This is a genomic window from Falsiroseomonas sp. HW251, from assembly GCF_050563545.1.
Lineage (GTDB): Bacteria > Pseudomonadota > Alphaproteobacteria > Acetobacterales > Acetobacteraceae > Falsiroseomonas.
In genome coordinates, this window is sequence record NZ_JBNXUM010000051.1 from 1 (window position 1) to 22252 (window position 22252).

Annotated in this window: 20 protein-coding genes; 13 read left to right on the plus strand and 7 right to left on the minus strand. The window is 69.8% G+C overall.

Going from position 1 to position 22252, the window contains the following annotated elements; genetic code table 11:
• The coding region (locus ACLF3M_RS33505; RefSeq protein ID WP_430661367.1) for a DUF2924 domain-containing protein at positions 1 to 225 on the minus strand (225 nt) is incomplete at its 3' end.
• A gap of 436 nt (positions 226 to 661) precedes the next feature.
• Here ACLF3M_RS33505 and ACLF3M_RS33510 point away from each other — a divergent pair.
• From ACLF3M_RS33510 to ACLF3M_RS33530, 5 genes are all read left to right on the plus strand, one after another.
• Positions 662 to 1324: a hypothetical protein gene (locus ACLF3M_RS33510; protein WP_430661368.1), complete on the plus strand. Its 663-nt coding sequence runs from the start codon at positions 662 to 664 to the stop codon at positions 1322 to 1324.
• A gap of 315 nt (positions 1325 to 1639) precedes the next feature.
• A complete protein-coding gene (locus tag ACLF3M_RS33515) occupies positions 1640 to 4075 on the plus strand; it encodes a phage/plasmid primase, P4 family (protein ID WP_430661369.1) in 2436 nt (811 codons plus the stop codon).
• Between the two features lie 251 nt (positions 4076 to 4326).
• Positions 4327 to 4674, plus strand: coding sequence for a hypothetical protein (locus ACLF3M_RS33520; RefSeq protein ID WP_430661370.1), 348 nt, complete (start codon positions 4327 to 4329; stop codon positions 4672 to 4674).
• Positions 4671 to 5951: a site-specific DNA-methyltransferase gene (locus tag ACLF3M_RS33525; protein ID WP_430661371.1), complete on the plus strand. Its 1281-nt coding sequence runs from the start codon at positions 4671 to 4673 to the stop codon at positions 5949 to 5951. The genes ACLF3M_RS33520 and ACLF3M_RS33525 overlap by 4 nt, the downstream gene beginning before the upstream one ends.
• A 34-nt stretch (positions 5952 to 5985) precedes the next feature.
• Positions 5986 to 6414 (plus strand): hypothetical protein, encoded by a 429-nt coding sequence (locus tag ACLF3M_RS33530; RefSeq protein ID WP_430661372.1) that lies wholly within the window; start codon positions 5986 to 5988, stop codon positions 6412 to 6414.
• A gap of 111 nt (positions 6415 to 6525) precedes the next feature.
• Here ACLF3M_RS33530 and ACLF3M_RS33535 read toward each other — a convergent pair whose 3' ends face one another.
• Entirely contained in the window at positions 6526 to 6897 is a 372-nt protein-coding gene (locus ACLF3M_RS33535) for a hypothetical protein (RefSeq protein WP_430661373.1), read from the minus strand.
• Positions 6898 to 7057: 160 nt separating this feature from the next.
• Between ACLF3M_RS33535 and ACLF3M_RS33540 the strand changes: the two genes are divergently transcribed.
• Positions 7058 to 7489 (plus strand): hypothetical protein, encoded by a 432-nt coding sequence (locus tag ACLF3M_RS33540; RefSeq protein WP_430661374.1) that lies wholly within the window; start codon positions 7058 to 7060, stop codon positions 7487 to 7489.
• Between the two features lie 16 nt (positions 7490 to 7505).
• Here the strand turns inward: ACLF3M_RS33540 and ACLF3M_RS33545 are convergent, their stop codons facing one another.
• The 5 genes from ACLF3M_RS33545 to ACLF3M_RS33565 all read right to left on the minus strand — a co-directional run bounded on the left by ACLF3M_RS33545 (position 7506) and on the right by ACLF3M_RS33565 (position 12241).
• The gene (locus tag ACLF3M_RS33545) at positions 7506 to 7754 is read right to left on the minus strand and encodes a hypothetical protein (protein ID WP_430661375.1); all 249 of its coding nucleotides are present in this window, start codon (positions 7752 to 7754) and stop codon (positions 7506 to 7508) included.
• A gap of 84 nt (positions 7755 to 7838) precedes the next feature.
• Complete coding sequence (locus ACLF3M_RS33550; protein WP_430661376.1) at positions 7839 to 8543, minus strand: recombinase family protein; 705 nt, start codon at positions 8541 to 8543, stop codon at positions 7839 to 7841.
• A complete protein-coding gene (locus ACLF3M_RS33555) occupies positions 8533 to 9294 on the minus strand; it encodes a DUF3489 domain-containing protein (RefSeq protein WP_430661377.1) in 762 nt (253 codons plus the stop codon). Before ACLF3M_RS33555 ends, ACLF3M_RS33550 begins: the two co-directional genes overlap by 11 nt.
• A 488-nt stretch (positions 9295 to 9782) precedes the next feature.
• Positions 9783 to 10835 carry a glycosyltransferase family 2 protein gene (locus ACLF3M_RS33560; RefSeq protein ID WP_430661378.1) on the minus strand — a complete coding sequence of 351 codons (1053 nt, stop codon included), beginning with the start codon at positions 10833 to 10835 and terminating at the stop codon, positions 9783 to 9785.
• Between the two features lie 68 nt (positions 10836 to 10903).
• Positions 10904 to 12241 (minus strand): lipopolysaccharide biosynthesis protein, encoded by a 1338-nt coding sequence (locus ACLF3M_RS33565; RefSeq protein WP_430661379.1) that lies wholly within the window; start codon positions 12239 to 12241, stop codon positions 10904 to 10906.
• 195 nt (positions 12242 to 12436) lie between these two features.
• On the opposite strand from ACLF3M_RS33565, the gene ACLF3M_RS33570 reads away from it, so the two are divergent.
• The 7 genes from ACLF3M_RS33570 (at position 12437) to ACLF3M_RS33600 (ending at position 22136) form a co-directional block, all read left to right on the plus strand.
• Positions 12437 to 14008: an AAA family ATPase gene (locus ACLF3M_RS33570; RefSeq protein ID WP_430661380.1), complete on the plus strand. Its 1572-nt coding sequence runs from the start codon at positions 12437 to 12439 to the stop codon at positions 14006 to 14008.
• Positions 14005 to 15225, plus strand: coding sequence for a polysaccharide biosynthesis/export family protein (locus ACLF3M_RS33575; protein WP_430661381.1), 1221 nt, complete (start codon positions 14005 to 14007; stop codon positions 15223 to 15225). Before ACLF3M_RS33570 ends, ACLF3M_RS33575 begins: the two co-directional genes overlap by 4 nt.
• A complete protein-coding gene (locus ACLF3M_RS33580) occupies positions 15222 to 16472 on the plus strand; it encodes a hypothetical protein (RefSeq protein ID WP_430661382.1) in 1251 nt (416 codons plus the stop codon). The genes ACLF3M_RS33575 and ACLF3M_RS33580 overlap by 4 nt, the downstream gene beginning before the upstream one ends.
• Entirely contained in the window at positions 16462 to 17895 is a 1434-nt protein-coding gene (locus ACLF3M_RS33585; RefSeq protein ID WP_430661383.1) for an O-antigen ligase family protein, read from the plus strand. The genes ACLF3M_RS33580 and ACLF3M_RS33585 overlap by 11 nt, the downstream gene beginning before the upstream one ends.
• A 169-nt stretch (positions 17896 to 18064) precedes the next feature.
• A complete protein-coding gene (locus ACLF3M_RS33590; RefSeq protein WP_430661384.1) occupies positions 18065 to 19123 on the plus strand; it encodes a GAF domain-containing protein in 1059 nt (352 codons plus the stop codon).
• A gap of 293 nt (positions 19124 to 19416) precedes the next feature.
• Positions 19417 to 20847 carry an exopolysaccharide biosynthesis polyprenyl glycosylphosphotransferase gene (locus ACLF3M_RS33595; protein ID WP_430661385.1) on the plus strand — a complete coding sequence of 477 codons (1431 nt, stop codon included), beginning with the start codon at positions 19417 to 19419 and terminating at the stop codon, positions 20845 to 20847.
• Positions 20848 to 20918: 71 nt separating this feature from the next.
• Positions 20919 to 22136 carry a glycosyltransferase gene (locus ACLF3M_RS33600; protein ID WP_430661386.1) on the plus strand — a complete coding sequence of 406 codons (1218 nt, stop codon included), beginning with the start codon at positions 20919 to 20921 and terminating at the stop codon, positions 22134 to 22136.
• Positions 22137 to 22252 lie beyond the last annotated feature (116 nt).

Below are 22252 nucleotides of genomic sequence, written 5' to 3' on the forward strand. Positions count from 1 at the left end.
TTCCTGGATGCGATAGGCGAGCCGGCTGGTGATGTAGCTGCGGCTGAACGGCGGCGCCTCCTTGCCGAACAGCGTCCGCCATTGCTGCTTCAGGTCGGCGATCGGCGCGGTCTGAAGCGCGGCTAGGCGGCTCACGACGGTGTCGGGCGGAATAGCCGGCAGTACTGGCTCCGGCGACGCCTCGGGCGCGTTGCTCGCCGCGGCGGCGCGGCTCTGTCGTGTCATACGGACCTCCTCTCGCGGGGGTTCGCACACACGCTCTGGTCGGCGGTGAAGTGTAGCGAACTGTCTCCGGTCTCCAGGGCGTCGTGGGCGAGATCCTCCGCGGTGCGGCTACGTAGCCGCACCAGACCACGGGCGAGGATGTCGGAGACCTCACGCAGGTGCGGCGGCAGGTGATACAGGGAGTTGGGACGGCCGCTCACGGGGCCGCCTCGCGAGCGGATGACATCAACCGGGCCAACTCGATACCCTGCAGGTCATGACGGAGTCGTCGGCGCCAGCACTGCTGTCTCTGCCAGATGGTATCGTCCAGCTGTGCGAGCCGCAGTTGGTTGACGCCGTCCGACGAGCTGAGAGGCCATTCGCACGGGAACTCATCGACTGGGACAGGCGTCCTCACCTCGGCGGAGCGACGGCGCGGTATGAGCCTGGGAGGCTCGTGTCGAGCGACTACATGCGCCGCGAGTATGCCGCGCTGGATGCGGCCTGGGACGTCCTCTTTCGAGACTTTCGTCAAAGGGTCGAGGCGGGACGCATGCACCTTAGCGGCATCCAAACCGATCCCGAGCGGCACGAAGCACGCAGCGCGATCCCAGGCGTGTGGGTCGCAGACTACGAGTTCGATTTTCGGGCCAGCACAGTCGTAGGTGCCGGACGGCGCTACGTGTCGGTCAGGTTGTCGGAGCTCCCGTACGAAACGGCGACAATGCAGACGCTTTCGGGCGCACCGCCAGTACCGCTGAGCGGTCCCGCAGTTGCAGCAGCGCCTGTTGAGGTCACCGCGGAGACAGTCCGCGGCCTCACCGACGAGGCGCTGTTCCTGTTTTTGGAGGAGTACGCCAGCCGTGTTGTCGAGGAGGAGGGCTCGGAGCTGAAGATGCCGGTGAAGGTCAGCTTCATGCCGATCCTCCGGCGTAAGATGCGCTCTCGCGCGGCGGCGGGCGAGATGAAGGGCACCTTGAAGGCAGAAGCCAACGAGCTTGAGGCCTGGATCAAGACGAAGATTGACGGACATCAGCCACCGACCGCGAGCACCATTGAGAAGCAGTTGAATGACGATTACAGGGCGCTGAAGCGGACATCCAAGCCAGACATCCGATGATGTGCATCGTCGGATGTCCGTCGTGGATGTCCGTTGTATTGCGCGGTTTACCTATCCCCCGACGACCTGCTTCGGGGTGCGGCGATGCGCGACGGATCGACAGATGCGAGGGAGCGGCGGGATGGGCAGCCTCACCTCACCCAGCTCGAGCTGGCAGACCGCTGGCGGCTGAGCGGACGGACGCTTGAGAAGTGGCGCCAGACCCGGCGCGGGCCCCGGCATTTGCGCGTGGGTGGCCGTGTCCTTTATCCGCTTGCGGAGGTGGAGGCCTACGAGGCCGAGCACCTCCGCGGCGGGCGCTGAGCGAGGCTGGCGATGCCGGACGGCAGCACCTTCAGCCAGGATCCGACCACCCTCCGCCTGACACTCCTGGCGAATGGCTGGGTCCCCGTCCCCATTACCTCCCCGGACTACAAGCACCCCGGCGTCAGGAGCCCTGGCAAGCAGCCGTTCCTGAAGGGGTGGGACGCGTTCACGGTCGAGACGCTGACCACCGAAATAGTCAAGGGTTGGCGCGGTGTCGCCAATCAGCCGGGGACCGGCCTGGTCTGCGGCAAGCTCGTCGTGGTGGACATCGACATGCCGGTGGAAGATCTCGCCGCACGCCTGCGGGATCTGACCACCCGCATGGTCGGCTCCACACCTTTCGTCCGGATCGGCCGCGCGCCGAAGGTCGCCCTGCTCTATCGCGTGGCAGAGCCGATGACCAAGTTGCAGACGCCGACCATGATCACGGCGAGCGGCGTGTCGGTGAAGGTGGAAATCCTCGCTGAGGGCCAGCAGGTCGTCGCCTACGGCGTCCACCCCGACACCGGGCAGCTATACAGGTGGCTCGAGGCCGCTCCCCACACCCACCCGTTCACCGACGTCCCGGAAGTCACCGCCGACGTGCTTGAGGCCTTCGTGTTGGCCGCTGAAGCGACCTTGCGGCAGGCCGGTGCGCAGCCGACCACAGCGAAGGCGCGGCACACCTCTGCCGATCCGAAGCCCAGCAAGCGCACCGACGAGCCGCGTAAGCTCAACATCCGCAAGGCCTACCCACCGCCCTCGCGTGAGATCGTCGCCGAAGCGCTCGCGGCAGTGCCGAACCGGCACGACTGGGAGGGCTGGGTACGGATCGGCGCGGCTCTCTTCGACGCGCTTGCCGATGACGGGGAGGAACTCTTTATCCGGTGGTCCGCTCAGTCACCCAAGGACGATCCGGAGACCACCCGGGCGAAGTGGAGGAGCTATCGGACCAGTCCGATGGACGTCACCATCGGGACGCTGTTCTGGGAGGCGGCGCAGAACGGCTGGCTGCGCCCCTGGACGGATCCGCCCGTCGACCACACGCCGAACGCCGCAGAGCCCAACACCGCGGATGATTTCGAACTGACCGAGGACGGTGTCGCGCTCGCATTCGAAAGGGAGAACCAGGATGCGCTGCGCTACTGCCATGACACCGGCGCCTGGTTCGTCTTCACCGGCACGCACTGGTCGCTAAACTGGGACGGGCTCGCCTTTACGCGAGCGCGTTCGCTTGTCCGCAAACTGAACCGCACGACTGACTTCAGGACCAGGGCGATCACCGGCAAAGCTGCATTCGTAGCCTCAGTCGAGAAGTATGCGCAGCGCGCACGCGGGATCGCTGTCACGGCGGCCACCTGGGATCAGGACCCGTTTCTGCTAGGCACGCCTGGCGGCGTGGTGGATCTGCGAACTGGCCAGCTTCGGCCGCCGCGGCTTGACCACTACATCACCAAGCGGACCGCCGTCTCCCCGGCCGCGGCGCCGGCCTGCCCGACCTGGCTCCGCTTCCTCCAGGAGGCTACGGCCGGGGACGAGGACCTGGTCCGCTTCCTGCAGCAATGGTGCGGCTACAGCCTCACTGGCAGCACGAGAGAGCATGCGCTGCTCTTTGTCTACGGGCCGGGTGGCAACGGCAAGTCGGTACTGCTGAACACGGTTGCGCGTATCCTGGGCGACTATCACCAGACCGCGGCGATGAACACCTTTACGGAGGCCGGCACGGGGCAGCACCTGACGTTTCTGGCAATGATGCGCGGCGCTCGGATGGTCGCTGCGAGCGAAACCGAGGAGGGCCGACCGTGGGCCGAATCCCGGATCAAGCAGATGACGGGCGGCGATCCGATCACCGCGAACTTCATGCGGCGCGATCCCTTCACCTTCCTGCCGCAGTTCAAACTTCTGATCGTCGGCAATCACAAGCCGATGCTGCGGAACGTCGATGAGGCCGCCCGACGCCGGTTCAACATCGTTCCCTTTGTACATAAGCCGGCCACGCCCGACCGGCGATTGGAGGAGAAGCTCTGGCATGAGGCATCCGGCATCCTTCGCTGGATGATCGAGGGCTGCTTGGATTGGCAGCAGCACGGACTGCTCCGGCCGGCTGTGGTGGTGAACGCAACCGCCGAGTACTTCGAGGCGCAGGACGTGATCGGCCGTTGGATTGCAGAGCGCTGCATCCGCGACGCGACACTCACCGACAAACCCGGCAGGCTGCTCGCCGACTGCCGGGCTTGGGCGATCGAGAACGGCGAGACGCCGCCGACGCCCTCTGCCTTCCGGAGCGCCATCGAGAAGATCGAGGGCGTCCGCTACAGCACGGTGAAGGGCACGCAGTTCGTGCGAGGGGTGGGCCTTAAGACGCCGCTCGCCACGGGGCGAGAGGAGTGTCCCGGGGTGGAGGGGGTGGAGGAGGGTGGAGGGGTTTTCGGTTCTGCTGACATACGCGCGCGCGCGGCAGACTAAACAGAAAGTGCCTCCACCCTCCTCCACCCCGGACGGCGACGCACGGCGCGTCCCGCGCTGAAAAAGGGCTTCGCGCGTCGCTACGTCGCATTGCGCCGTAGAGCATCGCAATTGCGGTGCATTGAAGCAGCGAATCGCGATCCGGTATTCTGTCGCTGCGCAGAGGCGGTCTTGTCCCTGCGTTGGACGACGGAGCGATGGGACGCAGGCCTTTCACGCCAACAGAGGAGCAGCGACGGATCGTCAAGGCGATGGCCGGCTACGGCGTCCCGCATGACGACATTGCGCTCGTGGTGAAGTGCAGCCCACCCACGCTGCGCAAGTGCTTCCGGCACGAACTCGACACCGCGACCGTCGAGGCCAACGCGCGGGTCGCACAGACGCTGTACCAGCAGGCCACAACGCCGGGGAACATCGCGGCCACGATCTTCTGGCTAAAGGCCCGCGCTGGCTGGCGCGAGAAGCATGCCGTCGAGGTGGCCGGGCCGGGCGGCGCGCCATTGCCTGCTCCAGTGGCGCCGCTCGTCGTCATCCGCCGCTTCATTGATCCGCGTGGCAACGACGTCGAGCCGCAGCTGCTCGAAGGAGAAGCCGAATGAGCGCCGCACCCTTCGGGTCGATGTTTCCGCCCTACAAGACCGCGTCCGTCGCCGAGCTGATCCCCTACGCCCGCAACGCCCGGACGCACTCCGACGCGCAGGTCGCACAGATCGCTGCCTCGATCCGCGAATTCGGCTTCACCAACCCCGTCCTGACCGACGGCGCGCGCGGGGTCATCGCCGGCCACGGCCGCCTGCTCGCCGCCCGAAAGCTCGGCCTGACGGAGGTGCCGACCATCGAGCTGTCTCACCTCACGCCTGCCCAGCGCCGGGCCTACATCCTCGCCGACAACAAGCTCGCGCTGAACGCCGGCTGGGACGACGACCTGCTGCGCCTCGAACTGGCCGACCTCCGCGACGAGGGCTTCGACCTCGGCCTGACGGGCTTCGACCTCGACGAGATCGGCAAGCTGCTGATCGACGCGACCGAGGGCCTGACCGATCCCGAGGAGATCCCGCCCGTCCCGGAGCAGCCGGTCAGTCATCTGGGGGATGTCTGGATCCTAGGGCGGCATCGCCTGGTCTGCGGCGACAGCACCGATCCCGAGACGGTGGCCCAGGCGCTGAACGGGGTGCGGCCACACTTGATGGTCACCGACCCGCCCTACGGCGTGGAGTACGACCCGGCCTGGCGGAACGGGGCGCTGGAAGGGTCTGCGACCAAGCGCACGGGCAAGGTGCTCAACGACCACCGGGCCGACTGGCGCGAGGCCTGGTCACTGTTCCCGGGCGATGTCGCCTATGTCTGGCACGGCGCGCTGCATGCCACGACGGTTGCCGAGAGCCTGGTGGCCTGCGGCTTCGACATCCGCGCGCAGATCATCTGGGCCAAGGACCGCCTCGTCCTCGGGCGAGGGCACTACCACTGGCAGCACGAGCCCTGCTGGTACGCCGTCCGCGACGGCGCCAAGGGCCATTGGTCGGGCGACAGGACCCAGACCACCCTCTGGCAGATCGCCAACCGCGGGCAGGATGCCGAGACGGTGCACGGGACGCAGAAGCCCGTGGAGTGCATGCGCCGTCCGATCGAGAACAACTCCAGCCCCGGCCAGGCGGTCTACGAGCCTTTCAGCGGATCGGGGACCACCCTGATCGCGGCGGAGATGTCGGGCCGGGCCTGCCACGCGGTCGAGCTCTCGCCGGCCTATGTGGACGTCGCCGTGGCGCGCTGGGAGGCCTTCACGGGCGAGAAGGCGGTCCTGGCAGGGTCGGGCTGGACGCGGGCCCAGGCGGCCGCGGGGCGTGGCGTGGAGGCCAACGGTGACGGCCAGGTTTGAACCCACCGCCGAGCAACGCCGGACCGTCCGCGCCATGGCGGGCTTCGGGGTGCCGCAGGATGAGATCGCGACCTACCTCGACATCGACGCGAAGACGCTGCGCAAGCGCTTCCGGGCGGAGCTGGACCGCGGCGGGACGGAGGCGACGACGAAGGTGGCGCAATCGCTGTTCCGGATGGCGACAGAGGGGAACAACGTCGCGGCGGCGATCTTCTGGATGAAGGCACGGGCGGGCTGGAGCGAGCGGCAGCGGGTGGACCACGGCTTCAACGCGCCCTTTGCGGTGATCAGTGGTATCCCGCGGGCCGACGATCTGAGCGACGACGAACTGGCTCGCATCGCCGGCCGCGGCATCGCTGATGAAGATGGACCGCCTCGCCGTCGTCGATCGTATGTGGTGGACGCACCGGATGACGACATCACGCCAGACGAGTGGATCGCGCGCTACAAGCCACGCGAGTGAAGCGCAGCAAGCGAGGCCTGTTCAACACCGACCAACGACCGTTGCTCGGTGGTGAACAGGTCGGGAGACGGCGTCGCCCGGTTCGAACGTGGCCGCCGATTTCCAAATCCACTATCGGCCAGGCCAGAACCGCACGGCTTCGGTTCCAAGCGGCGTCGTCACGCTGCCTACGATCCCGTTCACGGCGATCTCGCCTTTTCCGGAACACTGACCGGCGGAGAAGCGGACGGCGTAGACCTCGACCAGCCCTGTCAGAGGCCCACCGCAGTCACGCTCGTCCGGGCCATAGGTGGCGGTCCCGGTCATGCTCCCAGTCTGCGGGTCCGTCTGCGCCCTCAAGGTCAGCGCACCATTCGATGTTGCGATGCGCGTTTCCGAGGCGCGACTGAACTCAGTCCGGAGGTTGGCCTGCGCCGAAACCAGCGTTGATGCCGCAGGCAAGATCGCTGGAGTGACCAGAGCAAGAATGCGGAGCGTCTTCATCGCGGTCGGCTCCTTCCCCGTCGCGAGGCTAGCACCGTGGATGGCTCGGTAGGCGTCGCGGCTCCGCGGAGCATCGCGGGCAAGGCGATCGACAGGTGGTTTGAGGCCGGGATATCGGCTCGGCTTGCGGTGAGAACATTTTAGGAACATACTCCACGCCATGACCGCCTCCGGCCCAATCGATTCTGAGGTCCTCCGCCGCATGCGGGAGGTCCTCGTCACCGCGATTGCGAGCCGCTCGGCCAGCCTCGCCGAAGCTGCCGCCGAAGCGCGTGGACTAGGCCGTGGTATGCAGCCCGCGCTACCCGCGAGCGCGATCGACGCTGCGCTCAACGACATCCTGCGGTCTGTTGGCGCGTACCAGGCCCCGCCAGGGCCGGTCGAACATGATGGCCGGCGCTTACTGCCCGCGGCTCCAGAAGAGGTCGCCGATGCCCTGGCCTACGCGATGCGCTTCAACGAGCGGGGAAAGGCGCGGCGTACGGGGCTGGAGTACGCGTCGAAGCTGGCGGCCGCCGAGCTTGTTCGCCATCTCCTGGCCAGCGGCTTCGTGCTGATGCGACACTCGCCGGCGCCACACCACAGCGTCTGACTCCCCGTGTTCGAGGTCAGGACGCCAATGGCGTCCAGCCTGGCAGGAGGTCCGGCGACTGCCCCGCAGCGAGCAGCACGGCACGTTCCGCGACAGGTACTGCGGCGCAGGGGCGGAAGTGCGTCACGGTCCCGATGATGTACGTTTCGTGGATGACCGACTGCGCGCTGAACAGCGGTACCTCGAACACCGGGCCGGTATCAGCGGGCACGGACGCTTTCCCGACCAGCCGCTTCTCGCCAGCGTCGTCGGCGTAGACGTTCACGGCTTGCCTCCCCCTGCGCGTCGGATGCGTCGCCGACCAGGGCAGTTGCATAAGCCTGTCCTCGCGGCAGTGCCAGCGCACCGTTCAGGCGGTTGCGCGAGACATCACGCGCGAGACCGTCGTGTGGGTCCAGGCGCCGCTGCCGCGGGGCGGCGGCACCCCGCGCTCGTTCAGCGCTCGGGCGAGAGCCGCCTGACCGATAATGCCTTCAGTGCGCAGCCGCTCCACCTCGAGCGCAAGTCGGTGCGCTGCGCGCTCCGCGGCCTCACGGCGCGCCAATGCGGCTGCGGCCGCGTCCGGACCAGCGGCGGGGCGATACCCCCGATCGCCGCCCAGCACCTTCCCGCGAGCCTTCGCAGCAGCCAGCGCCGAGCGGGTGCGCTCGCTGATCAGCTCGCGCTCCTTCTGCGCCATGGCTGCATAGACCCGCATCATCAGGTCGTCCGCGCCGGGCATGTCAGCTGCCCGGATCGAAATCCCATCTTCGAGCAGCTGTGACAACGTGTGAGCGCGACGAGTGATGCGGTCCAGCCGCGCCGCCACCAGCACCGCGCCGAGCTGCCGGCAGCGCGTCAGCGCCGCCTGAAAGCCCGGCCGCCGGTCGTCCTTGCCGGAGGCGACGTCGCTGTACTCCGTCACCAAAGTCCAGCCCTGGCTCGCGACGAAGGCCTGGACGGAGGCGCGCTGCGCCTCCAGCCCAAGCCCGCTCTGCCCCTGCTCCGCGGTCGAAACCCGGTAGAGCCCGACCGCGTAGCGCGGGGCCTGGCCGTGGCGCCGTTCAGCCGGCATCGGCGATCCGGTAGACGCTGTAGGAGCCCTTCGCGCCGTCCTTGCCCGCCCCGACCTGGCGAACGCGCTCCAGCACCTCGACCGCGATGCCCTGGCGCGTCTTCAGGCCGGCGAAGAAGCCGCGCACCGTGTGCTGCTGCCAGCCCATGGCCTCGGCGACCTGGGCGATCGTTGCGCCCTCCGGCCGGCGCAGCAGGGCGAGGACTTGCTGCTGCTTCGTGCCCTCGCGCGGCTTGCGGGGCACGCCGGGCTGGCGCGGCTGCCTCGGCGCCTTGCCGGCCAAGGCGGCGCGGAGCGCGGCGATGGCCTCCTTCATGCCAGTGCGGTCGCCGGGGGCGTTCCAGGCCGCCACGACGGCCGTCGCTGCGTCGCGGAGGGACAGGCGGCCGGAAGGGCCAGGGACGCCGCTGGCGGGCTCCTGGAAGCCTTCCGGGGCCGTCTCGGCAGCGTCGCCCTCAGGCGCCCTGGCGGCCTCAGCGCCCATCTGCGGGGCTTCCTGAGCCGTCTCGACGCCGACTGCCGCCAGTCCGACGTCGGTGATGCGCAGCAGCGTGGGCTGGCCGTCGATGGTCCAGGCCGTGCCAGGCTCGGCCTTCAGGTTCGCCGCGGTGGCCACTAGGCCGGCTTTCAGCAGCGCCTTGCCGACCGCCTGACGCGGCGCGGCGGGCAGGCGGTCGGGCGGCAGCGCGAGGCCGTCCGGGTGCGCCGCCGCGGCAGTCAGGATCTGCTGCTGCGTGTCGGTGAGCTTCATCGTCGGGATCTCCGGTTCAGCACCCGATCAGCCGGGCGCCACCACCCCGAGCCCCGCAGGCCGCAGCCTGTCAGGGCGGCGCCTTTTGACAGCGGCGCGACACGACGCTTCGCTCTGGCTGCGACGAAAGCCAAGCGGATAGTCGCATCACCAAGCCTCATTGTCCGTGGGCCAGTTATTACGACAGGGCGACGCTCCGACGAAGCTCGAAGTCCGCGAGGCGGTCTGCGCCGAGCGCTGGAAGTAGGTCAACGAGCGGTTCGGGCGCATCGAGGCCGTGCTTGCCGCCATCGTCCTGCTGCTGCTGCTGGGCGAGGGCAGCGTCATGCGGTGCTGCGAGGATGCTGGGCGGTTGAGTAAGACGGATGGCGGGCAGCTTGTCCGACGCGTGCTCGCCGCCCGGCGCGCCGTGGCCTGGCCCGGCGGACGGCTACCGTCGTGTCCGACCCGAAGGAGACTCTCGCGACCCGCCTCAGGCGAGCTTTGCGCTACGCCTTTCGGGTTCCTGCGCCAACCTCCGGCGCCCAATCCGGTGAGGTGCGGATCAGGCCGCGCTCGACAAGGCCCTGACTCGACGCGTACGCCACACTGCCGGCATCAGCGAGCGACAGCGTCGGATCGGCCGCGAGCAGTTCGGCATAGCGGCGGTACTCGACCGAGCCGCCATAGTGCTCGCCCGACTCCAGCGCGTCCTCGATCCGCCGGCTGAAGTCCTGGAAATACTTGAAGTGCAGCAGCGCGCCGGTCACCGGCGCCAGCTTCACCGGATTGAGCCGGTGGCTGGTGACGAAGGCATTGCCAGCCTTCCACTTCACCAGCGGCACCTTGAAGGCCTGGGTCGCGACGTTCGGGGGCTGCCTGCCCCGCAGCAGCCCCAGCATGTGCGCCACGGCGAGCGCGCGGCGCTCCACCTTCGGCCGCAGCCGCGGCCAGAGCGCGGGCGTGAGCTGCTCGGCGAAGCAGAGCCGCAGGCGCGGGCCGCCAATGTGCTCGAAGGGTGGGAAGGCCGAGCCCGGATTCGGGAAGCCAAAGCGGCGCACCAGGTAATAGGTCCCGTCGTGATACGGGCAGGCCTGCCGGAAATCCTCACCCTGCTCGTAGCGGAGGTCGCGCATTGGCTGCTTGCTGTACATGTCGAGCAGCAGCGCATACATCGCCTCGTGCCCGGCCCGATCGAGCCAGGCGCAGAAGCGCGGCAGGTCGGCCTGCTCGCAATCCGGGTAGACCAGCAGCTCGTCGATGTCGGCCAGCACGATCCAGTGCGACAGCCCGAAGGTGTCGAGCAACGAGTTCAGCCACGTCACGCCGGCCCGGCTCTGCAGATAGGACCCCTCGGTGAAGAAGACGTGGCAGTCGGGCTGCTGCAGCAGGAACTCGCCGGAGCCGTCGCGCGACATGTTGTCGATCAGCAAGAAGCGCGTGACGCCGAGCTTCCGGTAGTAGTCGAGGAAATAGGGCAGCCGCAGCTTCTCGTCGCGCAGCACGCCGAACAGCCGGATCTCCGACGCAGCGTCCGGGACCGGACGCTCGTCTCGCCGCACCAACTCTGGGTGAAGACCTTGCATCGGGACCCTTCAAACGGTTGCGGAGGCAGAACTGACACGGCCGCTCACGCGGCGGGCAACCCGCGCAGGCCGTCGCGCCGGACGGCCAGCAGGAACAGGTTGGCCAGGATAGCGGCGATACCGAGCCCGGTCAGGCCGAGCCACGGCACAAGCATCAGGTTGAGCAGCAGCGACGCCGCCAGGAATCCGGTGTTGCCGAGCCAGATCGCCCGATCCTTGTGGCGCGAATAGAGGCCAAAGAAGGCGGTCTCGGCGACCAGGCGGACCACCGTCGCGGCCATTAGCAGGCCGAAGGCGAGAAGCGTCGCCTCGATCTCGCGTTGCTGCAGCAGGCTCGCCACCTGGCCGACACCGGCCAAGACCAGCAGGCAGAGCGTCGTGCCCAGCGCGGTGACGGTAAGGCCGGCGCGCCGGAGCTCGCGGTCGTAGCCGCCGGCATCGCCGCGCGCGGCGCTGGCGACAAGCTTCGGCGCCACCACGTTCAGCACGCCGCTGCTCACCAGGGTTACGATCGCCGCGGTGAAGGATGTGTAGAAGGTCGCCAGCCCCACCGCCTTCAGATCCAGGAAGGCACCGAGCACGAAGCGGTCGAGGTAGGAGCCGCCGGCCAGCCCGATCGAGCCGATCCAGATCGGGAAGCTGATGCGCAGCGCGTGGCGGATCCGCGCGCGGTCCAACGGGACGGCGCGCAGCCCCGGCCAGCGCGCCACGTCGAGCCAGATCAGGTTCAGCGCGATGCTCGCCGCGGTGCCGGCCACCCACAGGGCAAGCACGAACCACAGCACCCGCGTGGATGGCACCAGCAGCCCGATGCCGATCACGATGAAGGCCCAGAGCCCCGCGCGGACGAAGAAGGCGAGGTTGGCGAGGATCGGCCGGCCGAGGAAGTTGGTCGTCACGAATAGTAGGTTCGAATAGCTCTCCAGGCAGCAGATGAGGTAGGCGAGGAGCAGGAAGGCCAGCGTTTCGCCGCTCAGCTGATGGAAGACGAGAACCAGCGGCAGCGCCGCGGCGTAGTTGAGCAGAAAGAAAATGGTCTGGTCGCGCAGCAGCGCGCGGCCTTCCTCCGCCGGCATGCCCACCACCCGCCGCGCCAGGTCGTGGTCGATCCGCCCGCCGAAGAGCACCACCGCGATCATCGAGGCGGAGAAGACCAGGCCGTAGAGACCGAGGTCGCCGAAGGAGAGATAGCGCAGGATGTAGAGCGACAGCCCGAACTTGCCGGCTAGGCTCGCGAGCCGCAGCAGGAAGGGCAGGCCGGAGACGCCGAGCCGGGCAGCGCGCCCGACGAAGGCTCGTCCCGTTGTCGCTGAAAGCTCGGTGGCGCCGTCATGGCGCTGGCCTTGCGCCGGGACATCGGGTTCGGAACCTCGGCGCCGCATCAACCTCTGTCTCTGGAGACCGCCGCCGGAGCCTGGGGAGCCAGGCGGGTGACTCGCAACGTGGCAGATTCGCACGTTCCCGTCACGCCGCGCGCCGGCGGTCGACGCGGCCTCTACCTCGAATGGCGAGAGCTGTGTTATCGCGGGCGAGAGGGGGGCGGATTGAGGGGAGCGCGGTTTATTCCACGGAGGACGTTGGCCGATGCGGGCGACCTGGACGCCGCCTGGCTGGACAGTGCGGCCGAACTGCCGCCCGATCCCCGGGCGAGCGTCGCGCGAGGCCTCCGCATCCTCTGGCGCCGGAAATGGCGCTTCCTGCTGGTGTTCCTGCCAATCCTGCTGCTGGCGCCGGCCTATCTTCTGCTGGTGCCCGACCGCTTCGTGGCCCAGTCGATGCTGCTGGTGGGCATCAGGCAGCCTGACCTTGCCGGCGAGCAGGCCCGCGACCCCATCCGCGGCGAGCCTGACATCGACGGCGCGACGGCGCTGCTGCGTTCGCAGGCCGCGCTTCGTCACGTCGCCGGCGAACTCGGCCTCGACCGCCGGCCGGAATTCGCCCGCGCCGTCCGTCAGGAGCCGCCGCTGCTGATCCGGCTGCGGCGATCCGTCGCAGCCCTGCTTGGCCGGCCTGCGGCGCGCGATGCGGCCGGGCCGCTGGCACCGGTCGATGCGGTGGCCGATGCGCTGCGCGGCGGTGTCGTCATCGACCGCGTCGGGCGCTCGGGACTGCTGCGCGTCTCCTACGCCTCGTCCGATCCCGAGCTGGCGGCGGCGATCGTCAACGCGCTCTCCCGCTTCGCCGCCGAGGACGAGGGCTTCCTCGACCGGCTCAGCCTGGCCGAGCGTGCCGGCTTCCAGATTGTGCGCATGTCGGTCCTCGCCCCCGCCGCGCCACCGCCGGCGCCCACACTGCCCAATCCCGGGCTGGTGCTTGGCATCGGCGCCTTCTGCGCGATCGCGGCCGGCCTCGGCGCGGTGCTGCTGAAGGAGTTCCGGATGCAGCAGACCGTGCTGGGTGGCGAGGAGATTGCGCGCCGCGGCTTGCGCGCGCTCGGCGTCATGCCCGAGGCCGCCGGCGGCGAATGGCGCAATGCCGGGCCCGGCTACGCCGCGTCGGTCGCCTCGCTGAATGCCGTCGTCTCGACCCTGGTGCGGCCGGATCCGGCGCGCGGCGCGGTGCTGCTGCTGACCGCGGCGCTGCCCGCCGAGGGCACCTCCACCACCGCTGCCGCGCTCGCCGCCTCAATGGCGGCCAGCGGGCAGCGCGTGCTGCTCATCGACGCCGACCTGCGCACGCCGTCCCAGCATCGCCTGTTCGACCTCGCGCCCGCCCCCGGACTCGCGGACAGCCTGGATGCCGGTCGCGCGGCGGACGATGCGATCCGGGTGGATCGCGCCAGCGGGGTGCATGTGCTCACCGCCGGCGGCGCCCAGGCGCATCCGCTGGCGACGCTCGGCTCCGACCGGCTGCGCGACTGCCTCACGGCGTGGCGGGGACGCTTCGATGCCGTGCTGCTCGATACGCCGCCGCTGCTGGCGACCGGCGACGCGCTGGTGCTGGCTCGGCTGGCGGACCAGGTGATCGTCGTGGTGCGCTGGGGCAGCACCTCCTGGACCGTGCTGCGGGAGGCGCTGCTCCTGATCCGTGACAGCGGGGCGCGGCTGGCCGGCCTGGTCGTCGCGCGCGCCGATCCCGCGCAGTTGCACACCTACGACCCGGCCCATGCGACGCCGGGGCCGCGCGTTGCGGCGGCGGAACCGCGGTGATCGCGGCGATCCTGCGCGGCGGCCTGCTCCTCGGCCTTGTCCTGATCGCGCCAGCGCTGGCGCGGGCGGACTACCTGGCCCGGCGTGGCGACGTGCTGGAGCTGTCGGTCGCCGGCGCGCCGACCATGAACCGCCGCGTCACCGTGGACGGCAACGGCGACATCACCCTGCCGGTGATCGGTCAGGTGCGGGCGACCGATGTCGGCCTGGCCGAGCTCGGCCAGCGCATCCAGGCCCTGTTGGTGGCTCGCAACGTTGTGCAACGCGGGCGGACCATCGTCTCCGTCTACGAATACGGCCCGGTCTACGTGGACGGCGACGTCGCCCGTCCCGGCGAGTACCGGTATCGTCCCGGCATGACCGTGCGCGCCGCGGTGGCGCTCGCCGGCGGGCTCGATGTCAGCCGCGGGCTTGGCCGGACGACGGCGGCGCAGGCTTCGGAGGCGCGCGCTGATTATGGCGCCACTGCCATCGACTTGGCGCGTCAGCAGACCCGGATCGCGCGGCTGGAGGCGGAGCTGGCGGGGACGGCGAGTTTGAATCCCGCGACGATCACCGGCACGCAAGCCGTGCCGGAAGCGATCCTGCGCAACATCGTCGCAGCCGAAGCGCGGCAGATGGAGGCGGAGCGCCAGGCCAGGGCAAACGAGAAGACCCGCCTGGAGCGCATGCTCGCGGTGGCGCGCGCCGAGGTCCGCGTGCTCGAGGAGGCGGAGCGGCAGCACCGCGCGAGTTACGAGCAGGCGGTCACCGAGGCCGGCCGCGCCACCGACCTGCTGCAGCGCGGCGTCGGCACGTCGGCCAGGGCAGAAGCCTCCGAGCGCAGCTTGGCGCAGGCACGCACCCAGCTTCTCGACGTCCAGGTGCGCCTGGCGCAGGCGAGGCGCGAAACGGAGGAGCGCGACCAGCAGTTGCAGACCTTCGACGACCAGCGCCGCGCCAACCAGCTGGAGCTGCTGCGCGACGCCGTTGCCGAGGCCGCCAAGGCTCAGTTCCGGCTGCAATCGGCGCGCGAGCGCATCGCCAGCCGGTCCGACGGGCAGCTGGACGCGGATGGCGGTGCCGCGGCCCCCGAAATCATCGTCCGGCGCCTCGTCGACGGGGCGACCGCGTCGCTGCGGGCCGGGCTCGACACCGCCCTGCAGCCCGGCGACAGCGTCGAGGTAATCGCGGCCGCCACCCCCACCGAGGCTGCAGGGACGAGGCGCGAGCGGTGAGACGCCGCGCGAGGTCGCGACGCAGCCTGGCCTGGGCGATGTTGCTGATGCTCGGGACGTGGCTGTCGCCGGCGCAAGCGGCGGGGCGGCTGCCCACGGGCCTCGGGATCCACGTTCAGGTCTGGCATATCGGGCCCGCCGACCTCGAGCGGATCCGCGCCCTCGGCATCGGCTTCGTCCGTTGGGGAATTGCGTGGGACGCGGTCGAGACAGCGCCGGGCCGTTTCGACTGGTCCGGACCCGATGCCTTCATCGAGCGGCTCGGGCGCGTCGGCCTCGGCTCAATGGTCATCCTCGGCACCGGCAACCCGCTCTACAGTCCGATGCTGGACCTGCCGCCGCATCCCGGCGCGCGCTGGACGCGCGTCGCCGCGCCGCCGGGCAGCGAGGCCGAGCGGGCCGCCTTCGCCCGCTTCGCCGCCGCCGCGGCCGCGCGCTACGCCGCGCAAGGCGTCACCTGGGAGATATGGAACGAGCCGGACTCACGGATCTTCTGGCCGCCGGCGCCGCAGCCGGACGCCTATGCGCAGCTGGTTGAGGCAGCCTGCCACGCCATCAAGGCCGCCGCGCCGGACGCCGCCGTGCTCGCGCCCGCCACGGCCGCGCTGCCGCACCGCGCGCCGCAATTCTTCTACAGCCTGTCCCGGACCGGGGCGCTCGACTGCCTCGACGGGCTCAGCGCGCACAGCTATCGCATCCAGGGTGGCGTACAGCCGGATCCGGAGAGCGTGGCGGCCGAGAACGCCACCAGCCGCGGCTTCCTCGACCGCCTGTCGCCGCGCGCCCGCAGCCTCCCGATGCTCTCCACCGAGTGGGGCTATCCCAGCTCCGTAGTCGGTGCAGCGTCCCAGGCCGCCTATCTCGCACGCACCTATCTCGCCAACCTCGCTAGCGGCGTGTCGGCGACGGTCTGGTACGAGTGGAAGGATTCGCGCGACGAGCCGCTGAACCCAGAATCCCATTTCGGCCTGGTCGCCGCCAACGGCGAGCCCAAGGCCGGGCCCGACAGCGCGCTGTTCCCTCGGCTATTGCGGCTGGACTTCGTCCGCCGGCTAGAGACCGGCGATCCCCTTATACAGGCCCTGCTGTTCCGCGACGACGGCGTCGAGCACGTCGTCGCCTGGCTCCGCTCGGCCGATCCGGGGCGCACGCTGCGGGCGGAGATCGGCGGGACCGCGGTGACGCTCGGCATCGTGCCGACGATCCTGCGCGGCGATCGCATCGCGGTGTCCGGGCGTGGTCGATAGGCTCGTCGCGCTGCTCTTCGCGCTCGGCGTCTTCGCCGTGCCGTTCGACGCCATACCTGGCGTCGGCGCGATTGGCGAGCTGAGCAACGAGGCGTCGTTCTACTGCTTCGCCGCGGCGATGGTCGTGCAGGTGCTGCGGACCGTCGGTAGCGCGCTGGTTGGCGCGGTGCGGCCGCCGCTGGGCTCGGCGCAGGTCCTCTGCCTTGGCGCGGTGATGCTCGGCGCCGTTCTGCTATCGGGGCTGTTCAACGCCGCGGAGATCGCCACGGCCAGCTTCCACGGCCGCAGCGGTGCAACCAAGATTCTCACCTCGGCCGGCGTCATCGTCTACGGGATCGCGCTGGCGTGGTTGGCCTGCCGGGTGGTGCCGGGGCGTTGGTATGCCTGCCTGATCCTGCCGGTCTGCCTTAGTGCCGTGGTCTGCATCGGCTACGGCGTGCTAGAGGGCGCGCACCGGGCAGGGACCACGCTGCCCGTCTTCACCGCCATCGACGCGGCGGTCCACGCCGGTTCCGACCGCGAGGTCAATCCCTGGGACAATGCGGTGAACCTCAAACTGGTCGAGGGCTGGGATCCGCGCCTGCGTACCCTCTCCTTCGAGCCGCCGGCCTTCGGCAACTTCGCCGGCCTCGCCTGGCCGTGGCTGCTCTGCGCGGTGATGATGACCCGCGGCACGCGGCGGCTTGTCCATCTCGGTCTGCTGGCGGCCTTCACCGTGCTGATCGTCGCATCGCAGGCGCGCACCGGCTGGCTGCTCCTGGCCGCCAACCTCGCCTGTTTCGGCGCGCTGCGGCTGCTGTTCCTACCCAGCGACGGGCGAGTCGACGCGGCGGCGGCGCGTGGCGCCGCGCTGCTGCTGCTCGCCGGGATCGCCGGCGGCGTGGCGGCCTATGTCTCGAGCCTCGACCGGCTGGTGGCCGAGGTCATCGCCGGCGACTCGGTGTCGGACCTGTCGCGCCTGGCCTACCAGCTGACGGCGCTGAACATCTTCGCCGCCCAGCCGATCCTCGGCGCGGGCCTCGGCCAGTTCGCCTTCCTCGCCGCGCTGCACATGCCGGCCTGGGGGTTCCTTAGCCCGGAGATCGGCGCTTCGCTGGTTCACCCGGAGGCACCCTGGCCGAACACCTATTCCCTCTATGCCCGCATCGCCGCCGAGCTCGGGCTGGTCGGGCTGGCCGGCTGGCTGTTGGTCTGGGGCACTTTGATCCTGGCGGTCCGCCGTGCCGGCCTGCGCCTCGCCGGGCGAGGCGGCGCGGTGCCGCCCATCGCCTATTCCATCATCATGAACGCCGCCGGTATCCTGGTCACCGGCATCACCACAGACACCTACCGCACGCCGATGATGTGGCTGGCGCTCGGCGCCGGCGCCTGCTTCGTGGCACGCGCGGTCGAGGGCGCCTGCCACCGCGCGCCGGCCAGGTAGACACCGGTCAAACCGTGGCAGTCCAGCTCGCTCACCGGCCAACGGGGCCCGAAACTCCGAGGCACGCTCACCATCTGGGGTGGTGCTGAAGGGCCGAGTCTCGTGTAATCGAGCCGCGTCGGAGTCGAGGGGCAGAGGCTCCGGGCGCTCAAACCTGGGAAGTCACCCGATGTCGCAGCCTACCGATCCGATCGCCGATCCCAAGCGCCTGGTGGCCCTGCGTCGGACGGGCCTGCTGGACAGCCCGCCGGAGCAGCCCTTCGACAACATCACCTCGGCCGCGTCGAAGGCCATGGACGCCTCGGTGGCGCTGGTCTCGCTGGTCGCCGACGACCGTCAATTCTTCAAGAGCGCCCAGGACCCGTCCGGCGTCTTCCGCGCCGAGCAGGAAACGACGCTGGCGATGTCGCTCTGCCGTTACGCCGTCGCGGCGCGCCAGCCGCTGGTCATCTCCGATGCGCGGCTGAGCCCCGACTTCCAGGACCATCCCGCCGTGCGGGAGGGCGGGGTCGTGGCCTATGCCGGCTATCCGATTATGCTGGCAGATGGCGAGGCGATCGGCACCGTCTGCGTTCTGGACACCAAGCCGCGCGAATGGGCCGACGACCAGGTCTCTGCGCTGAAGGATCTGGCTCGCCAGGCGTCGGAGCTGATCACAAGCCAAGCCGATGCAAATGATTCGCGCGCGCGCCTCTTCGCGCGCAAGACCGGGATAGCGCCGCCCGTGGCCGAGCCGTCCGCCGACGGTGCGGCGACCGGCGTCGTCGCGCTGCTCAACCGCATGGAGACGGCGGAGCGCGTTGGCGAGCCCGCTGCCCTGGCCACGCCGCGCGACGCCGAGCAGGCCCTGGTCGCCGCCGCGCTCTACTTCCTCAAGCACCTCGACGCCTATGTGCTGAGCCTCGACACGCCGGCCGCGGGCGAGGAGGAGCAGGGCAGGCTGCGAGCTGCGGTGATCGCCGCCCAGGCCGGGCTGCTCCGTGCGCTCGAGACCTTCCGCACGGTCGGCGGGGATGCGCCGGTCGGCGAGACCGCGATGGCGCTGCGCGACAGCTGTGCGGCGTTCCTCGATGCCGAGGCGCGACGCACGCGCATCGGCCTTCTGTTCCGGCGCGGCGAGGCGAGCATGGAGCAGGTCGAGCAGAGCGTGTCGGATGCCACTGCCGCCGAGCAGCTGATGCGCCTGGCGCTGCGCGAGCACATGCTGAACACGCGTCCCGAACACTAATTCTAAATCTTCCGCGTTTGCCGCCATGTGCCGCGGTTGACGGCCCCGTACGCGTCTATCATTCTGGACCTTGGTGATCAGGCCGCATTTTATGATTTGTATTGGGTGGTTTCGCGACTGGCTGCTCCTACGGCACAACGCCGGCAGAGCGTTCTAGCCGGTGGCGCTGGACACCGTTCGCACAGGCGCCGGTGGACCGGCCCGACCCCACCAGATCCCCAGGGTGCTGAAGGAGTGCGCCGTCGATGCAGAGCGGAGCAAGCAGGGTCCTGGCCCGGCGGGACGCGGCTGACGTGAGCGCCCCGGTTGCAGCCACCGTCGCGCCGCGCTTCCAGCACGCCAGGCTGTTCTCCGGCATCGGGCTGGCGCTGGCCGAGGTGGTCGCCTTCATCCTTTGCACCGCCGTCGTCTTCGCCGCGCGCGCAGTGATCTGGGATGCGCCGCCGCTGTTCTGGGGCCTGTGGCCGGTGTTCGGCTGCTGGCTGCTGCTGCGCTACCTCGTCAGCCTCTACCCGTCCTTCGGCATGCCGCACGCGGAGGAACTGCGGCGGTCGGTGCTGACCACGCTGGTGATCGCGCTCGCCCACCTGATCGCGCTGCTCGCGGCGGAGGAAACCGAGCCCTACCGCTTCTTCGGCCTTGCGATCTGGCTGCTGCTGATCCCGGCCGCCTACTTCGCCCGCAGCTTCGCCCGCTCCACGCTGATCCGCGCCGGCTACTACTGCATGCCCTACCTGGTCGTAGGCGACGGCCCGCTAGCCGAGGCGGTGATCCGCGAGATGCGCGCCGACCCGGAGCTCGGCATGGTGCCGGTCGCGGTGTTCGGCGATGCCGGCACCCTGGCGACGCCCTCGGTCCACGGCGTGCCGGTACAAGGCCCGTTCGAGTCGATCCAGCGCCGCAGCTTCCCCTGGCCGGTGAGCCACGTGCTGATCGCGCTGCGGCCCGACGATGTCCGCCGCGAGCAGCTCGCCGGCACGCTGGCCGAATCATTCCCTCGCGTGCTGGTGCTGAGCGACGCGACGCTGCTCGGCAACCTCTGGGCCCGGCCGCGGCCGATCGGGCCCTATCTCGCGACCGAAGTGCGGCAGGCGCGCTTCTCCGAAGGCCAGCGGCGTGCCAAGCGGATGGTCGACATCCTCGTCGCGCTCCCGATCCTGATCGCCGCGGCTCCGGTCATCGCGATCGCCGCCATTGCGGTGAAGCTGGCGAGCCCCGGGCCGGCCTTCTTCTCGCAGACGCGGGAGGGCATCGATGGTCAGCCCGTAAAGATCTACAAGCTGCGCTCGATGGTCACCGACGCCGAGAAGCGGCTCGCCGAGTACCTCGCGAGCAACCCCGCCGCCCGCTTCGAATTCGAGCGCACGCTGAAGCTGCGCAACGACCCGCGCATCATCCCCAAGGTGGGCCGCTTCCTGCGCCGCTCGAGCATCGACGAGCTGCCGCAGCTCTGGAACATCGTCCGCGGTGACATGAGCCTGGTCGGGCCGCGCATCATGCCGACCCGCGAGGTCGAGCGATACAGCCCTGCCGGCCAGGCGCTGCGCCGCGACGTGCCGCCCGGCCTGACCGGCCTCTGGCAGGTCACGTCGCGCAGCAACAGCGACCTCAAGATCCGCGAGGTCGCTGACGCCTTCTATGTCAGCAACTGGTCGGTCTGGCTCGACGCCTGGATCCTGTTGCGCACCGTCCGTGTCGTCCTTGCCGGCTCCGGGGCGTACTGACATTCCCTTGCACATGACCGCCGCCATGCGCTGGCCAGCGCATGACGCCGTAGCCCGGAGCCGAGTGCCGCATGCTCGCTGACTCGAAGGTCGCAACAACCCGTCCGCTTCGCCTTGCGCATGTGACGGAAGCGCCGGGCGGCGGGGTGCTGAGCTACTTGCAGGAGGCGGTGGCCTTCCAGGCGCGCTCGCCCGATGTCGCGGCCGTCTCCGTGCTCGGGCCGGAGGTCAATGCCGCCCCCATCGCGGCGATCGACAGCCCGAAGCTCGTCGTCCGCACCTTCGAGCACCGCCGCGGCTCGGTCGCCGGGCTGCTGCGCCTGGGCAGGCTGACCGGCAGCCTCCTCGACGACAGCAGGGCGGAGATTCTGCACGTCCACTCGACCTTCGCCGGCGTGATGGCGCGGCTGCGCGCAGCATTCAGCTTCCGCCGCCCCAAGGTGGTCTACAGCCCGCATGGTTGGGCGTTCTCCCGCACAAGCTCGGTGCGGCCGCTGATCGTCGCCGCCGAACGGCTGCTCGCGTGCGTCACCGACCGGATCGTTTGCGTGTCCCATGCCGAGATGGCCGATGCCGTCGCTGAGGGCATCCCGGCCAGCAAATGCGTGGTGATCGAGAACGGCATCGCGACGCTGCCGGCGGCACCGGCGGTCGCAGCGCCGAAGAGCGCGCGCGGCGGCCGGCTGCGCGTGCTGTTCGTCGGCCGCTTCGACCGTCAGAAGGGCTTCGATTTCTGCCTCGCCGTGATGGCGAGGCTTGGCGATGCGGCGGAGTGCTTCGCGGTCGGCGACTATGTTGTCGGCCCCGCCGAGGCGCAGCTCGCGATCCCGGAAAACGTCACCCTGCTGGGCTGGCGAGATCGCGCCGAGGTGGTCGAGCTCTACAAGCACGCCGACCTGCTCATCATGCCTTCGCGCTGGGAGGGGCTGCCCATCGTCGCGCTCGAGGCGATGCGCTCCGGTCTGCCGATCTTCAGCACGCCGGTAGGTGGGCTGCGGGACGTCGTCGTCGATGGCATCACCGGCCGGCTGTTCGAGCTGTCGGATCCGGAGACGGTCGCCGGGATGATCCGCTCAGTGACCCGCGAGACGCTGGCGGGCTACGCCGAGCGGGGCCACCGGCGCTTCCTGGAGCGCTTCACGGCGGAGCGGATGAACAGCGAGACGGTAGCGCTGTACCGCTCGATCCGCGACGGCGGCGAGGCCGCGGACAGGGCCGCGGCGGCGACGCGCGTCCGCCAGGCGGAGAGCGGCGCCGCACCGCAGGTGCGGGAGCAACGCTCCGCCTGAACCCCGCCCTATACCGCCGAACTTTCCTGCTGACTTGCGGCCCGCTTACAGACCGAGCCGCCGAATGACGGCCGCGGCAAGTGCCGCGAAGCCAAGCCCCGGAGGGGCGCCGGCGT

Bases quoted from the DNA above. Each gene is read 5' to 3' on its own strand.
- ACLF3M_RS33515 (WP_430661369.1), top strand. From the start codon at position 1,640: ATGCCGGACGGCAGCACCTTCAGCCAGGATCCGACCACCCTCCGCCTG.
- ACLF3M_RS33520 (WP_430661370.1), top strand. From the start codon at position 4,327: ATGGCCGGCTACGGCGTCCCGCATGACGACATTGCGCTCGTGGTGAAG.
- ACLF3M_RS33525 (WP_430661371.1), top strand. From the start codon at position 4,671: ATGAGCGCCGCACCCTTCGGGTCGATGTTTCCGCCCTACAAGACCGCG.
- ACLF3M_RS33530 (WP_430661372.1), top strand. From the start codon at position 5,986: ATGGCGGGCTTCGGGGTGCCGCAGGATGAGATCGCGACCTACCTCGAC.
- ACLF3M_RS33535 (WP_430661373.1), bottom strand. From the start codon at position 6,897: ATGAAGACGCTCCGCATTCTTGCTCTGGTCACTCCAGCGATCTTGCCT.
- ACLF3M_RS33540 (WP_430661374.1), top strand. From the start codon at position 7,058: ATGACCGCCTCCGGCCCAATCGATTCTGAGGTCCTCCGCCGCATGCGG.
- ACLF3M_RS33550 (WP_430661376.1), bottom strand. From the start codon at position 8,543: ATGCCGGCTGAACGGCGCCACGGCCAGGCCCCGCGCTACGCGGTCGGG.
- ACLF3M_RS33555 (WP_430661377.1), bottom strand. From the start codon at position 9,294: ATGAAGCTCACCGACACGCAGCAGCAGATCCTGACTGCCGCGGCGGCG.
- ACLF3M_RS33565 (WP_430661379.1), bottom strand. From the start codon at position 12,241: ATGCGGCGCCGAGGTTCCGAACCCGATGTCCCGGCGCAAGGCCAGCGC.
- ACLF3M_RS33590 (WP_430661384.1), top strand. From the start codon at position 18,065: ATGTCGCAGCCTACCGATCCGATCGCCGATCCCAAGCGCCTGGTGGCC.
- ACLF3M_RS33600 (WP_430661386.1), top strand. From the start codon at position 20,919: ATGCTCGCTGACTCGAAGGTCGCAACAACCCGTCCGCTTCGCCTTGCG.